General features: G+C 56.8%; 21 protein-coding genes. 10 read left to right on the top strand and 11 right to left on the bottom strand.

Annotation, left to right across the window (positions count from 1 at the left end):
* Nucleotides 1-101 precede the first annotated feature (101 nt).
* The gene (locus AAIE03_RS11765; protein ID WP_013025086.1) at nt 102-455 is read right to left on the bottom strand and encodes a YbgS-like family protein; all 354 of its coding nucleotides are present in this window, start codon (nt 453-455) and stop codon (nt 102-104) included.
* Between the two features lie 293 nt (nt 456-748).
* Between AAIE03_RS11765 and aroG the strand changes: the two genes are divergently transcribed.
* Nucleotides 749-1,801, top strand: a complete 1,053-nt coding sequence (gene aroG / locus AAIE03_RS11760) for a 3-deoxy-7-phosphoheptulonate synthase AroG (protein ID WP_014606285.1) — start codon at nt 749-751, stop codon at nt 1,799-1,801.
* Nucleotides 1,802-1,859: 58 nt separating this feature from the next.
* On the opposite strand, the gene gpmA is transcribed toward aroG, so the two are convergent.
* The 6 genes from gpmA to modE all read right to left on the bottom strand — a co-directional run bounded on the left by gpmA (nt 1,860) and on the right by modE (nt 8,532).
* Complete coding sequence (gene gpmA, locus AAIE03_RS11755) at nt 1,860-2,612, bottom strand: 2,3-diphosphoglycerate-dependent phosphoglycerate mutase (RefSeq protein ID WP_013025088.1); 753 nt, start codon at nt 2,610-2,612, stop codon at nt 1,860-1,862.
* A gap of 149 nt (nt 2,613-2,761) precedes the next feature.
* Nucleotides 2,762-3,796: a galactose-1-epimerase gene (galM, locus tag AAIE03_RS11750; protein WP_015700727.1), complete on the bottom strand. Its 1,035-nt coding sequence runs from the start codon at nt 3,794-3,796 to the stop codon at nt 2,762-2,764.
* Nucleotides 3,790-4,938, bottom strand: coding sequence for a galactokinase (gene galK, locus AAIE03_RS11745; RefSeq protein ID WP_028714951.1), 1,149 nt, complete (start codon nt 4,936-4,938; stop codon nt 3,790-3,792). Before galK ends, galM begins: the two co-directional genes overlap by 7 nt.
* Nucleotides 4,935-5,981 (bottom strand): galactose-1-phosphate uridylyltransferase, encoded by a 1,047-nt coding sequence (gene galT, locus AAIE03_RS11740; RefSeq protein WP_194761511.1) that lies wholly within the window; start codon nt 5,979-5,981, stop codon nt 4,935-4,937. The genes galK and galT overlap by 4 nt, the downstream gene beginning before the upstream one ends.
* Before the next feature lie 220 nt (nt 5,982-6,201).
* Nucleotides 6,202-7,674 carry a molybdate ABC transporter ATP-binding protein ModF gene (gene modF / locus AAIE03_RS11735; RefSeq protein WP_498563016.1) on the bottom strand — a complete coding sequence of 491 codons (1,473 nt, stop codon included), beginning with the start codon at nt 7,672-7,674 and terminating at the stop codon, nt 6,202-6,204.
* Between the two features lie 75 nt (nt 7,675-7,749).
* Entirely contained in the window at nt 7,750-8,532 is a 783-nt protein-coding gene (modE, locus tag AAIE03_RS11730; RefSeq protein ID WP_013025093.1) for a molybdenum-dependent transcriptional regulator, read from the bottom strand.
* Between the two features lie 142 nt (nt 8,533-8,674).
* On the opposite strand from modE, the gene AAIE03_RS11725 reads away from it, so the two are divergent.
* The 4 genes from AAIE03_RS11725 to modC all read left to right on the top strand — a co-directional run bounded on the left by AAIE03_RS11725 (nt 8,675) and on the right by modC (nt 11,483).
* Nucleotides 8,675-8,830 (top strand): AcrZ family multidrug efflux pump-associated protein, encoded by a 156-nt coding sequence (locus AAIE03_RS11725; RefSeq protein WP_498563015.1) that lies wholly within the window; start codon nt 8,675-8,677, stop codon nt 8,828-8,830.
* A gap of 135 nt (nt 8,831-8,965) precedes the next feature.
* Nucleotides 8,966-9,739 carry a molybdate ABC transporter substrate-binding protein gene (gene modA / locus AAIE03_RS11720; RefSeq protein WP_028714954.1) on the top strand — a complete coding sequence of 258 codons (774 nt, stop codon included), beginning with the start codon at nt 8,966-8,968 and terminating at the stop codon, nt 9,737-9,739.
* Entirely contained in the window at nt 9,736-10,431 is a 696-nt protein-coding gene (modB, locus tag AAIE03_RS11715) for a molybdate ABC transporter permease subunit (RefSeq protein ID WP_013025096.1), read from the top strand. The genes modA and modB overlap by 4 nt, the downstream gene beginning before the upstream one ends.
* Complete coding sequence (gene modC, locus AAIE03_RS11710) at nt 10,425-11,483, top strand: molybdenum ABC transporter ATP-binding protein ModC (protein ID WP_064373427.1); 1,059 nt, start codon at nt 10,425-10,427, stop codon at nt 11,481-11,483. Before modB ends, modC begins: the two co-directional genes overlap by 7 nt.
* 36 nt (nt 11,484-11,519) lie before the next feature.
* Here the strand turns inward: modC and AAIE03_RS11705 are convergent, their stop codons facing one another.
* Nucleotides 11,520-12,338 (bottom strand): pyridoxal phosphatase, encoded by an 819-nt coding sequence (locus AAIE03_RS11705; RefSeq protein WP_014606276.1) that lies wholly within the window; start codon nt 12,336-12,338, stop codon nt 11,520-11,522.
* 155 nt (nt 12,339-12,493) lie between these two features.
* Between AAIE03_RS11705 and pgl the strand changes: the two genes are divergently transcribed.
* Nucleotides 12,494-13,495, top strand: coding sequence for a 6-phosphogluconolactonase (gene pgl / locus AAIE03_RS11700; protein WP_105080543.1), 1,002 nt, complete (start codon nt 12,494-12,496; stop codon nt 13,493-13,495).
* A gap of 61 nt (nt 13,496-13,556) precedes the next feature.
* On the opposite strand, the gene AAIE03_RS11695 is transcribed toward pgl, so the two are convergent.
* Both AAIE03_RS11695 and bioA read right to left on the bottom strand, forming a co-directional pair.
* Nucleotides 13,557-14,033 carry a kinase inhibitor gene (locus AAIE03_RS11695; RefSeq protein ID WP_013025100.1) on the bottom strand — a complete coding sequence of 159 codons (477 nt, stop codon included), beginning with the start codon at nt 14,031-14,033 and terminating at the stop codon, nt 13,557-13,559.
* 74 nt (nt 14,034-14,107) lie between these two features.
* Entirely contained in the window at nt 14,108-15,400 is a 1,293-nt protein-coding gene (gene bioA / locus AAIE03_RS11690) for an adenosylmethionine--8-amino-7-oxononanoate transaminase (protein WP_028714956.1), read from the bottom strand.
* Nucleotides 15,401-15,485: 85 nt separating this feature from the next.
* Between bioA and bioB the strand changes: the two genes are divergently transcribed.
* From bioB to bioD, 4 genes are read left to right on the top strand one after another with little or no spacing between them, the layout of a single operon-like run.
* A complete protein-coding gene (gene bioB, locus AAIE03_RS11685) occupies nt 15,486-16,517 on the top strand; it encodes a biotin synthase BioB (RefSeq protein WP_013025102.1) in 1,032 nt (343 codons plus the stop codon).
* Nucleotides 16,517-17,668, top strand: a complete 1,152-nt coding sequence (gene bioF, locus AAIE03_RS11680; RefSeq protein ID WP_498563014.1) for an 8-amino-7-oxononanoate synthase — start codon at nt 16,517-16,519, stop codon at nt 17,666-17,668. Before bioB ends, bioF begins: the two co-directional genes overlap by 1 nt.
* On the top strand, nt 17,652-18,407 hold the full coding sequence (gene bioC / locus AAIE03_RS11675) for a malonyl-ACP O-methyltransferase BioC (RefSeq protein WP_019106145.1): 756 nt from the start codon (nt 17,652-17,654) through the stop codon (nt 18,405-18,407). Before bioF ends, bioC begins: the two co-directional genes overlap by 17 nt.
* Nucleotides 18,401-19,090, top strand: coding sequence for a dethiobiotin synthase (bioD, locus tag AAIE03_RS11670; protein WP_014593221.1), 690 nt, complete (start codon nt 18,401-18,403; stop codon nt 19,088-19,090). The genes bioC and bioD overlap by 7 nt, the downstream gene beginning before the upstream one ends.
* Here bioD and AAIE03_RS11665 read toward each other — a convergent pair.
* A complete protein-coding gene (locus tag AAIE03_RS11665) occupies nt 19,076-19,798 on the bottom strand; it encodes an ABC transporter ATP-binding protein (protein ID WP_015700718.1) in 723 nt (240 codons plus the stop codon). The genes bioD and AAIE03_RS11665 overlap by 15 nt on opposite strands.
* Nucleotides 19,799-20,276 lie beyond the last annotated feature (478 nt).

Raw genomic sequence — 20,276 nt, 5'->3', positions numbered from 1 at the left:
GAACATTTCCCTGTCAAGTTAACAGGCTCAGCATAGCGGAAGTTGCGGCGGGATAAAATAAAGGAGAGCCAGGCTCTCCTTATCAGCTCAACAGTCAGTGATTACTGCGTGGTGCCGTCAGTTTTGGTATTGACGTGACCGCCACCTTTTTTGGTGTGCACTTTTTTATTCATGTCAGGGCATTTGCCATCTTTACACTGCGTGTTCTTGTCAATTTCATCGGCAGTCATGTGTTTGCTGCTGGAGGTGCTGTCTCGGGTTGGAGAAGACATCTCAGTGCCGGTGTTATTAATTTTGCTGTTATCCACTTTGTTCGGTGGCAGATTCTCATTCGCGCCGCCGGCGACTGCGCCTGCTGCTGCGGCCTGGTTAGAGTTTCCGTTGGCAGCCATTGCTGCGCCACTGCCCAGAGTCATTGCTGCCGTCAGAAAAATTATTGCAAACTTATTCATCATTATGCTCCCGTTAATAAATGATATTTGCTGTCTCTAACCGCTGCCAGATAAGGTTCAGAGAAAAAACGCCCTGAGCGAAATAAAATTTCGCTGGTTAGCTTAAAGACAGGTGTTAATAAAAGTAAGCCACCGTTCCTCAGTGATTACCTTTAAAAGTCTAGACGCATTACCCATTTATGCAAATTTCACGCATACATTATGCGCTCATCAGGAATTTACACCCTGTGCGCTTCGGGCTACATTGGCTGGGTTGTGTCCGGCGGGCGCCGGGCCAGAAATTATATGGAATGAGTATGAATTACCAGAACGATGACTTACGCATCAAAGAGATCAAAGAGCTCCTGCCCCCCGTAGCCTTACTGGAGAAATTTCCTGCCACCGAACGTGCAGCGCAGACCGTGTCTCAGGCTCGCCAGGCCATTCACCAGATTCTGACCGGCCAGGACGATCGCCTGCTGGTGGTCATTGGGCCCTGCTCAATTCACGATACGGAAGCCGCACAAGAGTACGCGGCGCGCCTGTTAACCCTGCGTGAGCAGCTTAAAGGCGAGCTGGAAGTGGTCATGCGCGTTTATTTTGAAAAACCGCGTACCACCGTTGGCTGGAAAGGGCTGATCAACGACCCTTACATGGATGGCTCCTTTCAGCTAAACGACGGCCTGCGCCTGGCGCGTAAGCTGCTGCTGGAGATCAACGATTCCGGCCTGCCTGCCGCTGGCGAATTCCTGGATATGATTACGCCGCAGTACGTGGCGGATTTGATGAGCTGGGGGGCCATCGGTGCCCGTACCACCGAGTCACAGGTTCACCGCGAGCTGGCTTCCGGCCTTTCCTGCCCGGTAGGGTTTAAAAACGGTACGGACGGCACCATTAAAGTGGCGATTGATGCCATCAACGCAGCCGGTTCACCGCACTGTTTCCTGTCAGTGACCAAATACGGTCACTCCGCGATTGTGGAAACCCGCGGTAACGGCGACTGCCATATCATCCTGCGCGGCGGTAAAGAGCCGAACTACAGCGCCAGTCATGTCAGCGCGGTGAAAGCCGGTCTGGAAAAAGCCGGGTTGCCTCAGCAGGTAATGATCGACTTCAGCCATGCTAACAGCAGCAAGCAGTTTCAGAAGCAGATGCAGGTGGCGGACGATGTGGCACAGCAGATGATCAACGGTGAGCGCGGTATTATCGGCGTGATGATTGAAAGCCATCTGGTTGAAGGGAATCAGAGCCTGGAAAGCGGCGAGCCGCTGGTCTATGGCAAGAGCGTCACGGATGCCTGTATTGGCTGGGCCGATACCGAAAAGGTGCTGCGTCAGCTGGCCGATGCGGTTATAAAGCGTCGCAGGTAAGCAGGGCGCAATAAAAAAGGGCCAGACATTGTCTGGCCCTTTTTGCACGGAAGCAAAATTACTTCGCTTTACCCTGATTGGCAACGGCCGCGGCTTTCGCTGCGATCTCGTCAGCATCACCCAGGTAGTAATGTTTGATCGGTTTGAAGTTTTCATCGAACTCGTACACCAGCGGAACGCCGGTCGGGATATTCAGTTCAAGAATCTCTTCTTCGCTCATGTTGTCCAGGTATTTCACCAGCGCACGCAGTGAGTTACCGTGGGCCGCCACGATCACTTTCTCACCACTTTTGATACGTGGCAGAATGGATTCGTTCCAGTAAGGGATCACGCGTTCGATGGTCAGCGCCAGGCTTTCGGTGGTGGGCAGCTGCTCAGGCTTCAGTGAAGCATAACGCGGGTCGTGTCCAGGAAAACGCTCATCGCTGCGGTCCAACTCTGGCGGAGTCACCGCGAAGCCACGACGCCACTGTTTAACCTGCTCGTCGCCGTATTTTGCGGCGGTTTCAGCTTTGTCCAGGCCCTGCAGCGCGCCATAGTGACGTTCGTTCAGACGCCAGGATTTCTCAACGGGCAGCCAGGCCTGATCCAGCTCATCCAGCACATTCCACAGGGTGTGAATGGCGCGTTTCAGCACAGAGGTGTAGGCGAAATCAAACACGAAACCTTCTTTCTTCAGCAGCTGTCCGGCTGCTTTAGCTTCGGTACGGCCCTTGTCAGAAAGGTCTACATCATACCATCCGGTGAAGCGGTTTTCGTTGTTCCACTGGCTTTCGCCGTGTCGCACCAGAACCAGCTTAGTTACAGCCATAGCTTAACTCCTTAATACTTGATGTTTCTGAGATAATGGAAACCTGCTGTCGCCAGCCCGTTGGCTGACCAATTGCGTTCTACCATAGCGGAAAACGGCGCACTGCGTAAGTCTGTCTGTGACGCACTGCGCGTTTTTCACACGGTGGCTCAGCGTGGTGTAAAGCGATAGCGCGTGACGGATTCCCAACGATCTCCCGGTTGCAGCCAGCAATCATCCTGTGGCCACTCGGGATGATTAGGCGAATCCGGTAAAAATTCACTCTCCAGCGCGATCCCCTGAAAAGCAGTATAGCTTTCCTGCTCCCGGGCGCGCGTGCCGGCCAGATAGTTACCGCTGTAGAACTGTAACGCGGGCGCTGACGTGGTCACGCTCAACTGGAGCTTGCCGTCCTCTGACCAGAGTTCAGCGGCAGGCTGGCTGCTATCGCCTGCACTGTTCAGCAGGAAAGCATGGTCATAGCCTTTAACTGCCTTCTGATCGTCATCGGCAAGAAAATCCTGCTCAATGCGTTTGGCCTGACGGAAATCGAAGCTGGTGCCGTCCACTGCCTTCAGTGGGCCGTTGGGAATCCCCTCGCTATCCACGGGCAGGTAACGATCGGCGTGCAGTTGTAACCGATGCTGGCGCGCATCACCATGATGCGCATCAAGATTAAAGTAAGCATGGTTGGTGAGACCGACCGGGCAGGGCTGGTCGCACTGCGCCTGATAGTGAATAGACAGGCAGTTATCGTCATCCAGCACATAGCGTAAATCAGCAATAAGGTTGCCCGGGTAGCCCTGATCGCCATCGGGCGAATCAAGACGATAATGCACTTCCGTTTCTGACTGACTGACAATTTGCCAGCGGCGTTTATCAAACCCTTCTGGGCCGCCGTGTAACTGATGTTCGCCCTGATTGGCGCTCAACGGGCGGCTGATTTTATTCAGTTTTGCGCCGGCAATACGGTTCGCATAACGGCCTACCGTGGCACCCAGATAGGCATCCTGATGCAGATAGTCGGAAGGGGTTGCACAGCCCAGCAGGGCTTCACGCACGTGACCGTCCTGCAGTGGGACTCGCGCCGACAGCCAGGTTGCGCCCCAGTCCATAAAGGTGGCAATCATGCCATTGGCATTACGTAATACGGTGATGCGCCACGGCTGACCGTCCGGCGCATGGGAGTTCACATCGTTTAGCATTGGCCCGCTCCTTCTGATGCTTTGCACACGTAGAAGGTCTCCTTGATGCCCGTTTTGGCTTCATACTGGCTGGCGACGGCGGCCTGAACCCGATCCACCAGATCAAGCGGCATCAGGGCGACAATACAGCCACCGAAGCCACCGCCGGTCATGCGAACACCGCCACGATCGCCGATCTCGGCTTTAACAATCTCGACCAGGGTATCCACCGGCGGCACGGTAATTTCGAAGTCATCACGCATTGAGGCGTGAGATTCCGCCATCAGTTCGCCCATGCGGGCTAAATCGCCGCGAGACAGCGCCTCGGCGGCCTCCAGCGTACGGGCGTTTTCAGTGATAACGTGACGTACGCGTTTGGCAACCTGCGGATCTAACTGAGACTCAGCCGCGTTGAACTCGGCCAGGTCGACATCACGCAGCGCCTTTTTGTTAAAGAAGCGTGCGCCGGCTTCACACTGCTCACGGCGAACGTTGTATTCGCTTCCCACCAGGCTGCGACGGAAGTTGGAATTGATGATGACCACGGCAATATCGTCCGGCATCGAAACCGGTGTCGTGCCCAGCGTCCGGCAGTCCAGCAGCATGGCATGATCTTTCTGGCCCAGCGCGGAAATCAGCTGATCCATAATGCCGCAGTTACAGCCCACGAACTGGTTTTCTGCTTCCTGACCGTTGACCGCGATGGCGGCGCCGTCCAGTGCCAGGTTAAACAGCTGCTGGAAAACCGTTCCGACCGCCACTTCCAGCGAGGCGGAAGAGCTAAGGCCCGCGCCCTGAGGCACGTTGCCGCTAATCACCATATCGACGCCGCCAAAATCCGGTGCGCGTTGCTGAAGGTGCTTGACGACGCCGCGCACATAGTTCGCCCACATGGGTTCTTTTACGCTGGTAATCGGGGCATCCAGTGAAAAGATGTCCTGCGCCTGATCGTAATCCACGGCAACCACGCGTACCTGGCGGTCGTCGCGTTTTGCACAGGCGATAACCGTTTGATAATCAATAGCGCAAGGCAGCACGAAACCGTCGTTGTAATCGGTGTGCTCGCCAATCAAATTAACGCGGCCTGGGGCCTGAATCGCGTGGGTAGGCGCATAGCCAAAGGTCTCAGTAAACACCTGCTGCGTGATGGTTTTTAAGCTCATTGTTGTGCCTCACGGAAATGAATATCGCTCACGGAACGCAGGCGTTCGGCTGCCTGTTCTGCGGTTAAATCGCGTTGGGTTTCAGCCAGCATCTCGTAGCCGACCATAAATTTGCGCACCGTTGCGGAACGCAGCAGCGGCGGATAAAAGTGGGCGTGCAACTGCCAGTGTTCATTGTCGTCACCGTTGAACGGCGCGCCGTGCCAGCCCATGGAGTAGGGGAAAGAGCACTGAAACAGGTTGTCGTAACGGCTGGTCAGGCGCTTGATGGCACAAGCGAGATCGTCACGCTGCGCATCGGTCAAATCGGTCAGGCGCTTAACATGGGTTTTTGGCAGCAGCAGGGTTTCAAACGGCCACGCCGCCCACCAGGGCACCACGGCCAGCCAGTGTTCGGTTTCAACAACGGTGCGGCTGCCATCCTGCTGTTCACGCGCAAGGTAATCCACCAGCATCGGCGAGCCCTTTTGGGCAAAGTAGCGGCGCTGCAGATCGTCTTCGCGCTGGGCTTCATTAGGCAGAAAGCTGTTGGCCCACACTTGTCCATGGGGATGAGGATTAGAGCAGCCCATCGCGGCGCCCTTGTTCTCAAAGACCTGCACCCAGGGATAGTGCTGACCCAGTTCAGCCGTCTGTTCTTGCCAGGTGCGGACGACTTCCTGTAACGCGCTCAGTGACATTTCGGGCAGGGTTTTACTGTGGTCGGGCGAAAAGCAGATCACGCGGCTGGTACCGCGCGCGCTTTCGCAACGCATCAACATGTCATCACTTTCAGGCGCGTCGGGCGTATCCGTCATCAACGCGGCAAAATCATTCGTAAAAACGTAGGTGCCTTGATAATCAGGATTCACATCGCCCGTGATGCGCGTGTTGCCTGCGCACAGGAAACAGTCAGGATCGTGTGACGGCAGCGTATTCACTGCGGGCGTTTCCTGAGCCCCCTGCCAGGGACGTTTGGCACGATGAGGAGAAACCAAAATCCACTGATCGGTCAGGGGATTGTAACGGCGATGAGGATGATCGGCCGGGTTAAATTTTTCCATGTTGCATCCTGGTAAGCGTCAAAATTAAAAAGTCATCAAGAAAAAATAGCACATCGGGTGAGTCAAAAACGTGATCCAGTCTGGATAAGTGGTATCGTTTACACAAGCTGAATATTCTTATTTAAAGGCGGATCCGCACATCGCATCGCTAAAAAACAGGTTTAAATGGTAGCGTTTACATCTGGTGGTAAACAACGCCGCTGGCACGGCGTCAGGGCACTCAAATGCTGTCCTGTTGGTAGCGATAGCCGCCGTCAGGCTGGGCCACAAAATGCAGACGGTGGGTAATACACTGGGGCGCGTCCTCAGCATGATGTGAAACGAACAGCAGTTGAGTACGGTCTTCACCAATCAAAATATCGATGAAACGTCTTACCAGCTGGCGGTTGAGTGGATCAAGCCCCTGCAAGGGTTCATCCAGTATCAACAGCGTAGGATGCTTAACCAGCGCCCGGGCGATCAACACCAGCCGTTGCTGGCCCCAGGATAAACCGTGAAAGGGCATATCTCCCATTCTGCTATCCATGCCCAGCAGCGCCAGCCACTGACGCGCCAGCGTCATTTGGCGATCGGAGACGGCCTGATAAAGACCAATCGAGTCAAAAAAGCCGGACAGGATCACGGTCCGGACGTTGACGCTTACGCGGTAATCAAGATGCAGGCTGCTGCTGACACAGCCAATATGCTGTTTGATATCCCAGATGGTTTCGCCGCTGCCACGGCGCCGGCCAAACAGGGTTAAATCGTTGCTGTAGCCCTGGGGATGGTCGCCCGTGACCAGGCTGAGTAATGTGGATTTGCCCGCGCCGTTTGGCCCGAGAATATGCCAGTGCTCCCCGGTATTAACCTGCCAGTCGAGGCCGTCGATAATACGCTGGTCGTTATAGGATACGATGCCGTTACGCAGAAGCACTCGTGGCGCGTCATCTGCCAGCGGCGGTAGCGCATCCGGGACGTCGGCTTCCGGCAGCGCCATACCTGCCAGTTGCTCACTGCGCGCCAGCTGGGCCACCAGCGCCTGCGCCAGAATCTCCTCACGGGGTCCGACATGCGTCAGGCTGCATTCTGCCAGTACGCCGACCCGGTCAACGTAGTCCGGAATATCATCAAAGCGGTTCAGCACCAGCACCAGGGTAAAATCCGCCTGCGGCAACTGGTGCAGCGTGGCGGTCAGATTCGCGCGCGATTCGACATCCAGGCCGTCAAAAGGCTCATCCAGAATCAGCAGGTCGGGCTGCTTCATCAGCGCCTGGCACAGTAATGTTTTGCGCGTTTCACCGGTAGAGAGGTATTTAAAACGGCGGTTAAGCAGGCCGGTGATACCAAACTGCGTGGCCAGCTGCTCGCAGCGCACCCTGTCTTTAACCTCATCCTGAATGATTTCAGCCGTTGTGCGGCCGGTATCATCCTCACCTTCGCTCAGCAGGTCGGTGTTATTCCGTTGCCACTCATCGGCGACCAGCTTCTGCAACTGCTCCAGCGACAGGCGGCTGGGACGTTGAAAATCACAGGTTACCTGACCTGACAGCGGTGCCAGTTCCCCCGAGAGGGCGCGCGCCAGTGAGGATTTACCACTGCCGTTGGCACCGACAAATGCCCAGCGCTCGCCGGGCTGAAGGTGTACATCGGTCAGCGACAACACTCGCGCATCATTAAGATGAAATATGCCTTGCGAAATATGCAATGAAGCCATGATTCGTTCCATTTTTTGCAGCGTTAACCGTTGTTGTAGCCACTGCTTCGAACGAAGTCAAACCCGAATGATAAATCAACGCAAAGCGGCGACGATGGCGTGGCTGGCGCTAAAGCTGGCGATCACGGCGTGACCCGGTTGCCACTGCCGACGCGCAATTTCCGCGTTTTCCAGCGTGGCACACAGCGTTTCACCGCCCGGCAGGCGCATCAGGACTTCACTGACCTGCTCACCGGTTTCGATAGCGCTTATGGTGGCGGCCAGCTGATTATCCGCCCCGGTTGCATCAGTATGAAGGCTGATCCACGGGGCTTTAATCAGAACCAGCACCTCTTTGCCGGCCTTGAGATGCAGGCGTTCTGCGCTGCGCGCGGTCAGGGCGACGTTGAGCCGGGTTACGCCATCCGAGAGCAGAATGGTCAGGTGCTGCTGGATATGCTGCGCGTCGTTATCCACCACGGTGCCGAACAGTTGATTACGTGCACTGGTTTGCAATGAAGAGCGGGCGATAGCGGCCAGCAGGCTGTCCAGCGGCAGCGAGTCCTGTTGCAGAGCATCAAAGGCGTGCTGTTGAATCTTTTCCATCAGGCCGAACAGCTGTACCAGACGTTCGCCATAGCGGGTTAACTGCGCGCCACCGCCGCCTTTGCCACCGGTTGCCCGCGTCACCATTTCCTGTTCAGCCAGCTGGTTCATCTCGTTGATGGCATCCCAGGCGCTTTTGTAACTGATGCCCGCCAGCTTCGCGCCCTGGCTAATCGAACCGGTTTGCTGCACGCGCTTTAACAGTTCAATGCGGCGTGGATCGGCAAACAGCTTTTGCTGCAGGCGGATGTGAAGGGTGAGTTCGGCTTGCATGGTGGCTCCTGCAAAGAATGAATCGCGTAATCAGGCAGATGATAACGAGCTTTCAGCCTCAAAGTAAAAGCACGAAAAGGTCTGCGCAAAGTTTTACTAAGCCGTTACAATCTCTTTTTTTACACGCAAAGTGGGACTCTTCATGCTGGAACTCATCAAAAGCCTCGCCGTGGCAGTGATCATGGTACCTGTGGTAATGGCGATTATGTTAGGCCTGATCTACGGCCTGGGTGAAGTGTTTAACCTCATCTCTAAAACGGGTCGCCGCAACAACAACAACGCCCGCTCACAGAACTAATCCCCACACAACGTCCGCCTCAGTGCGGACGTTGTCCTCGCCCTGAACGCCTCTTTTTACTTTTTTGCTAATTTGACGCCGCTGTCAGATAATGCGTTGTATTATTCAATATATAACGATCACTGGAGAAAAATCATGCGTTTACCCTTTCGTCGTCTGAGCATTGCGCTGGTAATGAGCGTTTCACTGGCAGGCCAGGCGCTGGCGGCTGATAAGGTCACCGTGTTTGCGGCGGCGTCACTCACTAACGCGCTGGAAGAGATTGCAGCACAGTACAAAAAAACGCACGGCACTGACGTTGTCTCATCCTTTGCGTCGTCCTCGGTACTGGCGCGTCAGATTGAGCAGGGCGCACCTGCCGATCTGTTTATCTCAGCCGATCAACAGTGGATGGACGATGCCGTTGCTAAAAAAAGTATGATCGACAGCACCCGCTATACGTTGTTGGGCAATGACCTGGTGCTGATTGCACCGCGCAGCGACAGCGCCAAACCGGTGACGATCAACGATCAAACCAACTGGAAAAGCCTGTTGAAGGGCGAACGTCTGGCCGTGGGCGATCCCGATCACGTGCCGGCGGGCATCTATGCTAAAGAAGCGCTGCAAAAGCTGGGTGCCTGGTCTTCTGTTTCCCCGGCGCTCGCGCGTGCCAGTAATGTGCGCGCCGCCCTGGCGCTGGTGGAACGTAATGAAACGCCTTATGGCATTGTGTACGGCTCAGATGCTGTAGCCAGTAAAAAAGTTCAGGTGGTGGGCACCTTTCCGGAAGACAGCCACAAGCCGGTCGAATATCCTGTCGCAATCGTTAACGATCGCGACAACGCTGCCGTTAAGGCTTTCTATAACTACCTGAAAGGGCCTGAAGCGGCCGCAGTGTTCAAACAATACGGATTCTCGCCTAAAAAATGATACTCAGTGATGTTGAATGGCAGGCGGTCCTGCTCAGCCTGCAGGTGTCAGGCATTGCCGTACTGTGCAGTCTGCCATTCGGTATCCTGATGGCATGGGTGCTGGTACGTTGCCGTTTCCCCGGTAAAGCCATCCTCGACAGTGTGATCCACTTGCCTCTGGTACTGCCGCCGGTGGTGGTGGGTTACCTGTTGCTGATTGGCCTGGGTCGGCGCGGTATGATCGGTGAAAAACTGTATGAATGGTTTGGCTTCAGCTTCGCCTTTAGCTGGCGCGGCGCGGCGCTGGCCTCTGCGGTTATCGCCTTTCCCCTGATGGTGCGGGCCATTCGTCTGGCGCTGGAGGCGGTGGATAGCCGGCTGGAGCAGGCTGCGCGCACCTTAGGTGCCGGACGCTGGCGGGTCTTTTTTACCATTACGCTGCCGTTAACGCTGCCCGGTATTATTGTCGGCACCGTACTGGCCTTTGCCCGTTCCCTTGGCGAGTTCGGTGCCACTATTACCTTCGTTTCCAACATTCCCGGCGAAACCCGCACCATTCCTCTGGCGATGTATACGTTGATTGAAACGCCCGGGGCGGAAGGGGCCGCCGCACGTCTGTGCGTTATCGCGATCGTTCTGGCACTGGCTTCCTTACTGGCGTCTGAATGGCTGGCGCAGTGGGGGCGTAAACGGATGGGTGCTTCATGCTGACGCTGAACATGGCTCAACGCCTGGGCGAGCATCAGCTTGAGGTTGATGTGACGATCCCCGCCAGCGGTATCACCGCGATATTCGGCGTGTCGGGCGCGGGCAAAACCTCACTGATTAACGCCATTGGCGGCTTAACCCAACCTCAGCGCGGACGGATTCAGCTGAATGAGCGAATACTGTTTGATGCCGATCAGCAGATCGCCTTGCCGCCGGAAAAGCGCCGCATCGGCTACGTTTTCCAGGACGCACGGCTGTTTCCGCACTACCGGGTTCGGGGGAATTTACGTTACGGCCTCTCGGCCAGCATGAAGGGCCAGTTTGATTCGCTGGTGGCGTTACTGGGCCTTGAGCCGCTGCTGGATCGTTTTCCGCTGTCGCTGTCGGGCGGAGAAAAGCAGCGTGTTGCTATTGGCCGCGCCCTGCTCAGTGCGCCCGATATTCTGTTAATGGATGAGCCGCTGGCGTCGCTGGATTTACCGCGCAAGCGTGAGCTGATGCCTTATCTGCAGAAGCTGGCGAAGCAGGTTGATATTCCCGTGTTGTACGTCTCCCATAGCCTGGAGGAGATTCTGCAGCTGGCGGATAACGTGCTGGTGCTGGATCAGGGTAAGGTTAAAGCCTTTGGCCCGCTGGAGCGCGTCTGGAGCAGCAGCGCAATGCGGCCATGGCTGCCCGCCAGCGATCTGACCAGCGTGCTGCGTGTGCAGGTGCTGGAGCACCATCCTGATTATCCTATGTCGGCGCTGTCTCTGGGCGATCAACATATTTGGGTCAGTCGGGTGAATTTGCCCGTTAAATCGGCATTGCGGATCCGTATTGCCTCGGCGGACGTCTCCCTGACGCTGCAACCGGCTCAGCACAGCTCTATCCGCAATATCCTGCCTGCGCAGGTCGTCGAACTCATTGAGGTGGGCGATCAGGTTGAGGTCAGGTTGCGCATTGGCGTAAGCGAACTGTGGGCGCGCATCTCGCCCTGGGCGCGCGACGAGCTCAATATCCGGCCGTCACAGTGGCTGTATGTCCAGATTAAAAGCGTGTCGGTGACGGCCTGAACCCGGCAGGCGTGTGCCTTGCCGGGTTGGGCAGGATTACAGGACGTACTGGTAAAGCGTGTCGGCGATACTGGTTTCCAGGTTGGTGCCAGTGACCATTTTTGCCCGGGATTTAATCACGTCATCCGCATTCCCCATTGCCACGCCCAGCCCCACCGTTTCCAGCATGCTCAGGTCGTTATAGTTGTCACCAAAGGCAATGACGTCCTGCAGGCTCAGCCCCACGGATTCTACCCACTGCGCCAGGCGCTTGCCTTTGCTGTTGCCGCCGCGGGCTACATCGACCTGATCGTGCCATGACCATTCACAGGCCAGCCCGAGTTCGGTTTCCGCGCGCTGCGCAAACTGCTGCAGTTCGGTGGTGTTCTCATGAGACAGGGCAAACTTCCAGATCGACCCGGCCTCTCTGGCCGCCTGCGCCAGGCTGTCCACCTGCTTAAACACAGGACGCTGGTGCGGCGGAAGCGACTCACTCCACTTCAGTGTGCGAATCACATGGCCGGTTGGCGTTTGATACAGCATTGCATCGTCTACATACAGCAGGCCGTGAATCTGATGTTCGTCCAGCATCTCAATGACGCGCACCGCGCTGCCGACGTCCAGCGGGTCAGCGGCCAGCACTTTTTTGGCCGGATAGTCATACAAATAGGTACCATTACAGCAGATTGCAGGCGTATCCAGGGCTAACGTCTGGTAGAAAGGATGGATAGCGCAGTGATGACGGCCGGTCACGATAATCACCTTGACGCCAGCCTGACGCGCTTGAGTAATCGCTTCCACGGATTGGGGCAGAATGGTTTTCGTCGGGGTTAACAGCGTGCCGTCAAGGTCGAGGGCGATTACACGATAGCTCATTAATCCTCTCATCGGGATGGGTTAGCAGAACAGTAAGTCTACACCTGACCGTGGTACAGAAACAAAAATCAGGGCACAAATCATTCCAGCGAGACAGAAAAAAACGCGCTACAGTGACCCTCAGAACAACATGAGTCAGCGAAAAAGGAGAATACATGAAGCAGGTTGTCTACACCGCCAGTCCCGAGAGTCAACAAATCCATGTCTGGCAGTTGAATGAAGATGGCACCTTGACGCTCCTGCAGGTTACGGACGTCGCCGGTCAGGTTCAGCCTATGGTGGTGAGTCCAAAAAAAGATTTCTTGTATGTAGGCGTGCGCCCCGACTTCCGTGTATTGGCGTTTCGCATCGCCTCAGACGGCACCTTGACCGAAGCCGGACAGGCGCCTCTGCCGGGCAGCCCGACCCATATTTCCACCGATCATGCCGGCCGTTTCCTGTTTTGCGGCTCTTACAACGATGCGTGCGTCAGTATCAGCCCAATAGGGGATGACGGCGTGCCACAGGCACCGAGCCAGGTCATTAACGGCCTGGCGGGATGCCACTCCGCCAATATCGACAATGCCGATCGGACGCTGTACGTGCCTGCCCTGAAGCAGGATCGCATTTGCCTGTTTACCCTTGGCGCAGACGGTCAGTTAACCCCGCATTCGCAGGAGCAGGTTACCACGGCGGAAGGCGCCGGGCCTCGCCACATGGCGTTTCATGCCAACGGACAGTACGCCTACAGCGTCAATGAGCTGAACAGCACGGTCGAGGTCTGGGCGCTGAACAATGCGCAGGGCAAGGTTGAGTCGGTACAGACGCTGGATATGATGCCGCCTGATTTTACCGGTACCCGCTGGGCTGCCGATATTCATCTGACGCCAGACGGACGTTTCCTGTACGCCTGCGATCGCACCAGCAGCACCTTAACGGTATTTAGCGTCAGCGAAGACGGTGCCGTGCTGACAGTCGAAGGGTTTCAGCCGACCGAAACGCAGCCGCGCGGATTCAATATCGATCACGCGGGCCAGTTCCTGGTGGCGGCGGGGCAGAAGTCACACCACATTGAAGTCTACAATATCACTGAGCCACAGGGCTTACTGAAGCCGGTGGGCCGTTACGCCGTTGGACAGGGTCCGATGTGGGTAGTGGTACATCAGCTGGCAGGATAACCTGCAAATTGCCGCTTCCGGAATCGTTCGACAGGCCGGAAGCGGCATTTTTATGCGGCGATCAGACGTAATGAACGGTCAGCGATGCGCTGGCTAGCACGTGAAAATGCACGTTAAACCCGACCATGGCGCCGCTGGCACCCTCATCGACGTCGATTTTGTCCACATCCAGCGCATGAACGCTGAAAATATAACGATGGGTTTCACCGGCAGGCGGTGCTGCGCCGCCGTATCCGGCCTGACCGAAATCCGTGCGTGTTTGTAGCGCCCCGGCGGGCAGTGCGGCTTTACCCGAACCGGCACCCTGCGGCAGCGATGTGGTCTCGGCCGGAATATTCGCCACCACCCAGTGCCACCAGCCTGAGCCGGTAGGCGCATCCGGATCGAAGCAGGTGATGACAAAACTTTTGGTACCTTCTGGCGCATCTTCCCAGGCAAGGTGAGGGGAAAGATTATCGCCCTGATAACCCATTCCGTTAAAAACGTGTTTCTCCGGCATCTTGTCGCCGTCGTGTAAATCCTGGCTGTAAACTCGCATTACATCTCCTTGCGTTAATGGTCACTGCCTTTTCATCTTAACCAAAAGCCGGTTTACGTCCAGCCGTTGCAACATTAAGAAAGAAAGTGAGCGGGCTGCTCCAGTGCCGCCCCAATCGCATTGACCAGCTTATCCAGCGCCTCAGGGGAGATGATATAAGGCGGCATCAGATAAATCAGGCGGCCAAAAGGGCGAATCCAGACGCCCTGACTGACAAAGAACTGTTGCAGCGCCGCCATATTGACCGGTTGATGCGTTTCCACCACGCCAATGGCTCCCAGCACGCGCACGTCAGCCACCGCGGGCGCGTGACGCAGGGGCAGCAGCGCGCCACGCAGCTGACGCTCGATCGCCGCAACCTGCTGACGCCAGTCACCTTCCTGCACCATTGCCAGGCTTTCTGACGCCACCGCGCACGCCAGCGGATTGCCCATAAAGGTGGGGCCGTGCATAAAGCAGCCCGCCGGACTGAGGCTGATGGTATCGGCCACGTCACGGGTGGTGAGGGTAGCGGCGAGGCTCATCGTGCCGCCGGTCAGGGCTTTGCCTACGCACATGATGTCCGGTGAAATCGCCGCATGTTCGCAGGCGAACAGCGTACCGGTGCGGCCAAAGCCGGTTGCGATCTCATCGGCGATCAGCAGAATGCCGTAGCGATCACAGGCTTCTCGTACACACTGCAAATACCGCGGATGGTAAAAACGCATTCCCCCGGCACCCTGAACGATGGGTTCCAGAATCACCGCGGCCAGCTGCCCCCGATGCTGCTGGATCAGCCGGATAAAATCCTCTGCATCACGCGCATCCCACTCGTCATCAAAACCGCACTGCGGCGCCGCGGCGAAATGGTGTTCCGGCAGGTAGCCGCGCCACAGGCTGTGCATGGAATTATCCGGATCGCATACCGACATCGCGGCAAAGGTATCGCCGTGATAACCGCGTTTGAGCGTCAAAAATTGCTGACGCGTCTCGCCTCGCCCAAGCCAGTATTGCAGCGCCATTTTCATCGCGACTTCAACGGCGACCGAGCCGGAATCGGCCAGAAATACACATTCCAGCGCGTCTGGCGTCATCGAGACCAGCTGACGACACAACGCCACCGCGGCAGGATGGGTAATGCCGCCAAACATCACGTGGGACATCTGCCCCATCTGCTGTTGCAGGGCGCGATTCAGGCGCGGATGGTTATAGCCATGTATCGCCGCCCACCAGGACGACATTCCGTCCACCAGGGTACGACCATCTGCCAGCTGCAGATGATAATCCTGTGCCGCAACAACCGGATAGCAGGGCAGCGGCTGCTGCATTGAGGTGTAGGGATGCCAGATATGCTGGCGATCAAATTCAGCGTCCTGAGAAGTAAACATCGGAGTTGTAAACCAAAATAAAAAGATTTAGTTTACAAGTATAACCACGTTAACTGTCGGGATGACACCTTTTTTGGAGTAAGTAATGTCACAACGTTGGACTCTGGCTCAGGCCCAGGCGCTGTTTGATCGGCCATTTCTTGAACTGATGTTTGAAGCGCAACAGGTGCACCGCCAGCACTTCGATCCACGTCAGGTGCAGGTCAGCACACTGCTGTCGATTAAAACCGGTGCCTGCCCGGAAGACTGCAAATATTGCCCGCAAAGCGCCCGCTACAAGACGGGCCTGGAATCTGAGCGACTGATGGAAGTGGATGAGGTACTGCGTTCCGCGCAAAAAGCCAAAGCCGCAGGCTCCAGCCGCTTCTGCATGGGGGCGGCATGGAAAAACCCCAGCGATCGCGATATGCCCTACCTGGAAAAGATGGTCGAAGGCGTCAAAGCGATGGGCATGGAAACCTGCATGACGCTTGGCACGTTGAGCGACAGTCAGGCGCAGCGTTTAGGCAGTGCCGGACTGGATTTCTACAACCACAATCTGGACACCTCACCGGAGTTTTACGGCAATATCATCACCACGCGCAGCTATCAGGAACGACTGGATACGCTGGGGAAAGTGCGTGACGCCGGCATCAAGGTCTGTTCGGGCGGGATTGTGGGCCTGGGTGAAACCGTAAACGACCGTGCCGGACTGCTGGTACAGCTGGCTAACCTGCCGACGCCGCCTGAAAGTGTGCCCATCAACATGCTGGTGAAGGTGAAAGGCACGCCGCTGGCAGACAATGATGACGTTGAACCGTTCGACTTTATCCGCACCATCGCCGTGGCGCGCATCATGATGCCCACCTCGCATGTTCGCCTGTCCGCAGGCCGTGAGCAGATGAACGAGCAAACCCAGGCGATGTGCTTTATGGCCGGGGCAAACTCCATTTTTTACGGTTGCAAGCTGCTGACGACGCCGAACCCGGAAGAAGACAAAGATATGCTGCTGTTCCGTAAGCTGGGGCTGAATCCTGAGCATACGCAGACCGCAAACGGCGACAATGCCCAGCAGCAGCAGTTAAGTGAGCAACTGCTTCATGCCGATACAGAAACATTCTATAACGCGGCGCTGTAATGAGCTGGCAGCAACGCATCCAGCAGGCGCTGATACAGCGCCGTGCTGAAGATGGCTGGCGCGAACGGCGCGTGATTGAAGAGAATCAGACGCGCCTGATCCGCCATGCCGGTCAGACCTTTCGCCATTTCTCCAGTAACGATTATCTTGGGCTGAGCCAGCATCCCGCCGTCATGGCGGGCTGGCAACAAGGCGTGGACGAGGCCGGTGCCGGTGCGGGTGCATCGGGCCATGTAACCGGTTTTCATCGTTTACATGCCGAGCTGGAAGCACAGCTGGCAGACTGGCTGGGCTATTCGCGCGCGCTGCTGTTTATTTCCGGCTTTGCAGCGAATCAGGCGGTGATTCACCTGCTGGCAGAGAAAAATGACCGCATTCTGGCCGACAAACTGACGCATGCTTCGCTGCTGGAGGCCGCCAGCCAAAGCCCTGCTCAGCTGCGCCGCTTTACCCATAACGATCCTCTCAGTCTGGCTAAGCGCCTCGATGCGCCCTGCGAAGGGCAAACGCTGGTGGTAACCGAAGGGGTTTTCAGTATGGACGGCGACAGCGCGCCCCTTCAGGCGATCGCCGACCGGGCGAAACATGCCGGTGCCTGTTTGCTGGTCGATGATGCGCACGGCATAGGGGTGACGGGCGAGCAGGGACGTGGCAGCTGTTGGGCACAGGGCATGAAACCCGACCTGCTGGTGGTGACCTTTGGCAAAGCCTTTGGCGTAAGCGGGGCCGCGCTGTTGTGTGATGAGGCGACCGCCGATTACTTTGTGCAATTTTCCCGTCATCTGATTTACTCCACGGCGATGCCGCCAGCCCAGGCCAGTGCGCTGTTAGCGTCGCTGAAACAGGTGCAGGCGGGTGATGACCGCCGTCAACGTCTCGCGCGTAATGTCGCCCATTTCCGGCACGGCGCGGCCTCGTTGCCCTGGCAACTTATGGCGTCGTCCAGCGCCATTCAGCCATTAATCGTCGGGGATAACGGCGAGGCGCTGGCGCTGTCTGCGCGCCTGGCCAGGGCGGGCTGCTGGGTCAGTGCGATCCGTCCGCCGACCGTGCCGCCGGGCACGGCCCGTCTGCGCATCACGCTTACCGCCGTCCATGAGCCAGAGGATATTGATGCCCTGCTGGAGGCGCTGTATGACGCTGCAGGTTGATAAAGGCGCGGTTGCACGGGCATTTGGCCGCGCCGCATCTCAGTATGATCACTATGCTGAACTCCAGCGGCTGAGCGGGGACGCGCTACTGGCGCAGGTGCCAGCGCACAGCGGTTTGCAACTGCTGGATGCCGGATGCGGAACCGGCTGGTACAGCCGGATATGGCGCGATCGGGGTAAAGAGGTCACGGCGCTGGATCTTTCCCCGCAGATGCTGCAACAGGCCCGGCAAAACGGGGCCGCGCATCACTATCTGGCCGGCGATATTGATGCTCTGCCACTGGCAGACCAGTCTGTTGACCTCGTATGGAGCAATCTGGTGGTGCAGTGGAGCGAGAATCTTCAGGCGGCGCTGATGCAGTTTAACCGGGTACTCAGGCCCGGCGGCTGTCTGCTGTTTTCCACCCTGAGCGCGGGCTCCCTGCAAGAAGTGCATCAGGCCTGGTCACAGGTGGATGGCCGTCTCCATGCGAACCGCTTTTTGCCTGCACAGGAGATTGCTGCCGCCTGTGAAACACAGCGTCTGCGCTGCCATGCGCAAACCCTTACCCTGCATTTTCCCGATGCGCTGAGTGCAATGCGCTCCCTGAAGGGCATCGGGGCAACGCATCTGCATACCGGACGGTCTGGCTGCGTATTAACGCGCCAGCGTCTTGCTCAGCTCGAAGCCCACTGGCCGCGGGATGAGCAGGGTTTCCGCCTCAGTTACCATCTTATGTTTGGAGTGACACAATGTTGAATCGCTGGTTTGTTACCGGTACCGACACCGAAGTCGGTAAAACGGTTGCCAGTGCGGCGCTGCTGCAGGCTGCCACCGCCGCAGGCTACCGCAGCGCGGGCTATAAACCTGTGGCCTCAGGCTGCGAGCTCACCGCAGCAGGCGTGCGCAACAGTGATGCGCTGACCTTACAGCGTTACAGCAACGTCCCGCTGCGCTACGAACAGGTCAATCCACTGGCGTTTATGGAGCCGACTTCACCTCATATCGCCAGCGCGGATGAGGGCAGACCGATTGAGTTTGCCACGCTGTCGGCGGGGCTGCGGGAACTTGAGCCGCTGGCAGAATGGATTTTGGTGGAAGGTGCGGGCGGCTGGTACACGCCGCTTTCTGAGACGCAAACCTATGCAGACTGGGTTGAGGAGGAGCAGCTACCGGTCATTTTGGTGGTGGGCGTCAAGCTGGGATGTATCAATCATGCCATGCTGACTGCCGATGCGATTCGCGCACGCGGCCTGCACCTGGCGGGCTGGATCGCCAATACGGTACAGCCACCCGGCCAGCGTTATCAGGCCTACCTGGCGGCCTTAACGCAGCGGCTTCCTGCACCTTGCCTGGGCGTGATCCCCTGGCTAACCCAGGAAGACCAGCAGGCAAACTGTGGACATTATCTGACGCTGCCGGATCGATCAGGCCACCGTTAACCACTTCTCCAGGGTCGCGTCATCCAGCTGGGCGACGTTGCCCTGTGCCACATTGCGCCCGCGATGCAGCAGGAGAAAGTTGTCAGCCACGCGGCGAATCAGCGAGACGCGCTGTTCAAGCAGCAGAATCGTCAGGCCGTAGTCACGATTAAGGCGACGAATCAGATTCCCCATCTCTTCTTCCAGCCAGGGCGCCATGCCGTCGGCGGGCTCATCCAGAATCAACAGGCGGGGCTGCAGCACCAGCGCACGGGCCAGAGCCAACTGCTGCTGCTGATAGACCGGCAGGTCGCCGCTGCGCTGCTGACGCAGCGAATAGAGGGCGGGTAACAGATCAAAGATCATTTCCGGGATCGCCCGATAACCGTCATTCGCCTGTGCGCCTGCCAGTAGGGCAATGAGTAAATTATCCTCAACGCTCATCTGAGTAAAAATGTGGCGCCCCTGCGGAACAAACCCGATCCCCTGTCGGGCCCGCAGCTCAGCAGGCTGCGAGAGCAGGTCTTCCGGCGGTGAGCCATCCTGCTGCCAGCTGATCGTCCCGCTGTTAATCGGTAGCTTGCCCATAATGCAGTTCACCAGCGTGGTTTTTCCCATACCGGGGCGTCCCAGTATGCCGGTGCAGGTGCCGGGAGGCAGATCAAGATCCACATTCCAGAGAATATGATTTTTACCGTAAAACTGATTCACCGACCGTAAACTTAGCATCTGACGCGCTCCTTCCAGATAATTAACCTGAATGCTTTCGCCGTTCATTTCTGGTAAATCGCTCTAATGAGATAGCGGCGCATTTCACGCGGCTACTGCCTGTAACACTCAGATGAGAGAGCATGCAATTACCAGGCCAGAGTCTCAACGGTGAGTGGAGTCGGGGCTAACCAGTGAAAATCACCCTGTTTAAAGATAAATAAAAGTTAACAATTCCACGTCAGGACGCTTACGCGGTACAGCGTTGGTGCAGGTTCATGAAGCCGGGAAGTGCACCTGCTCGTTAATGGGGCAATAAAAAAAAGAAAAGTGAGACGCACTTGTCGCCGATCAAGGCACGGATTGCGCTGATAGCTAAATCACTACCCGTTAGCGTCAGAAAATAAGCGAAAAAAAATATTTTTTTATCGCCCAAAGGGGAGTGAAAAAAATTATACACAGCCGATGTGCAAAGGGCTGTCATTAGTTATCCACTATT

The sequence above is a fragment of the Pantoea sp. Ae19-2 genome, from assembly GCF_059801205.1.
Note: the sequence above shows the minus strand (reverse complement) of the source record. Positions and strands in the feature narration are given on the sequence as shown.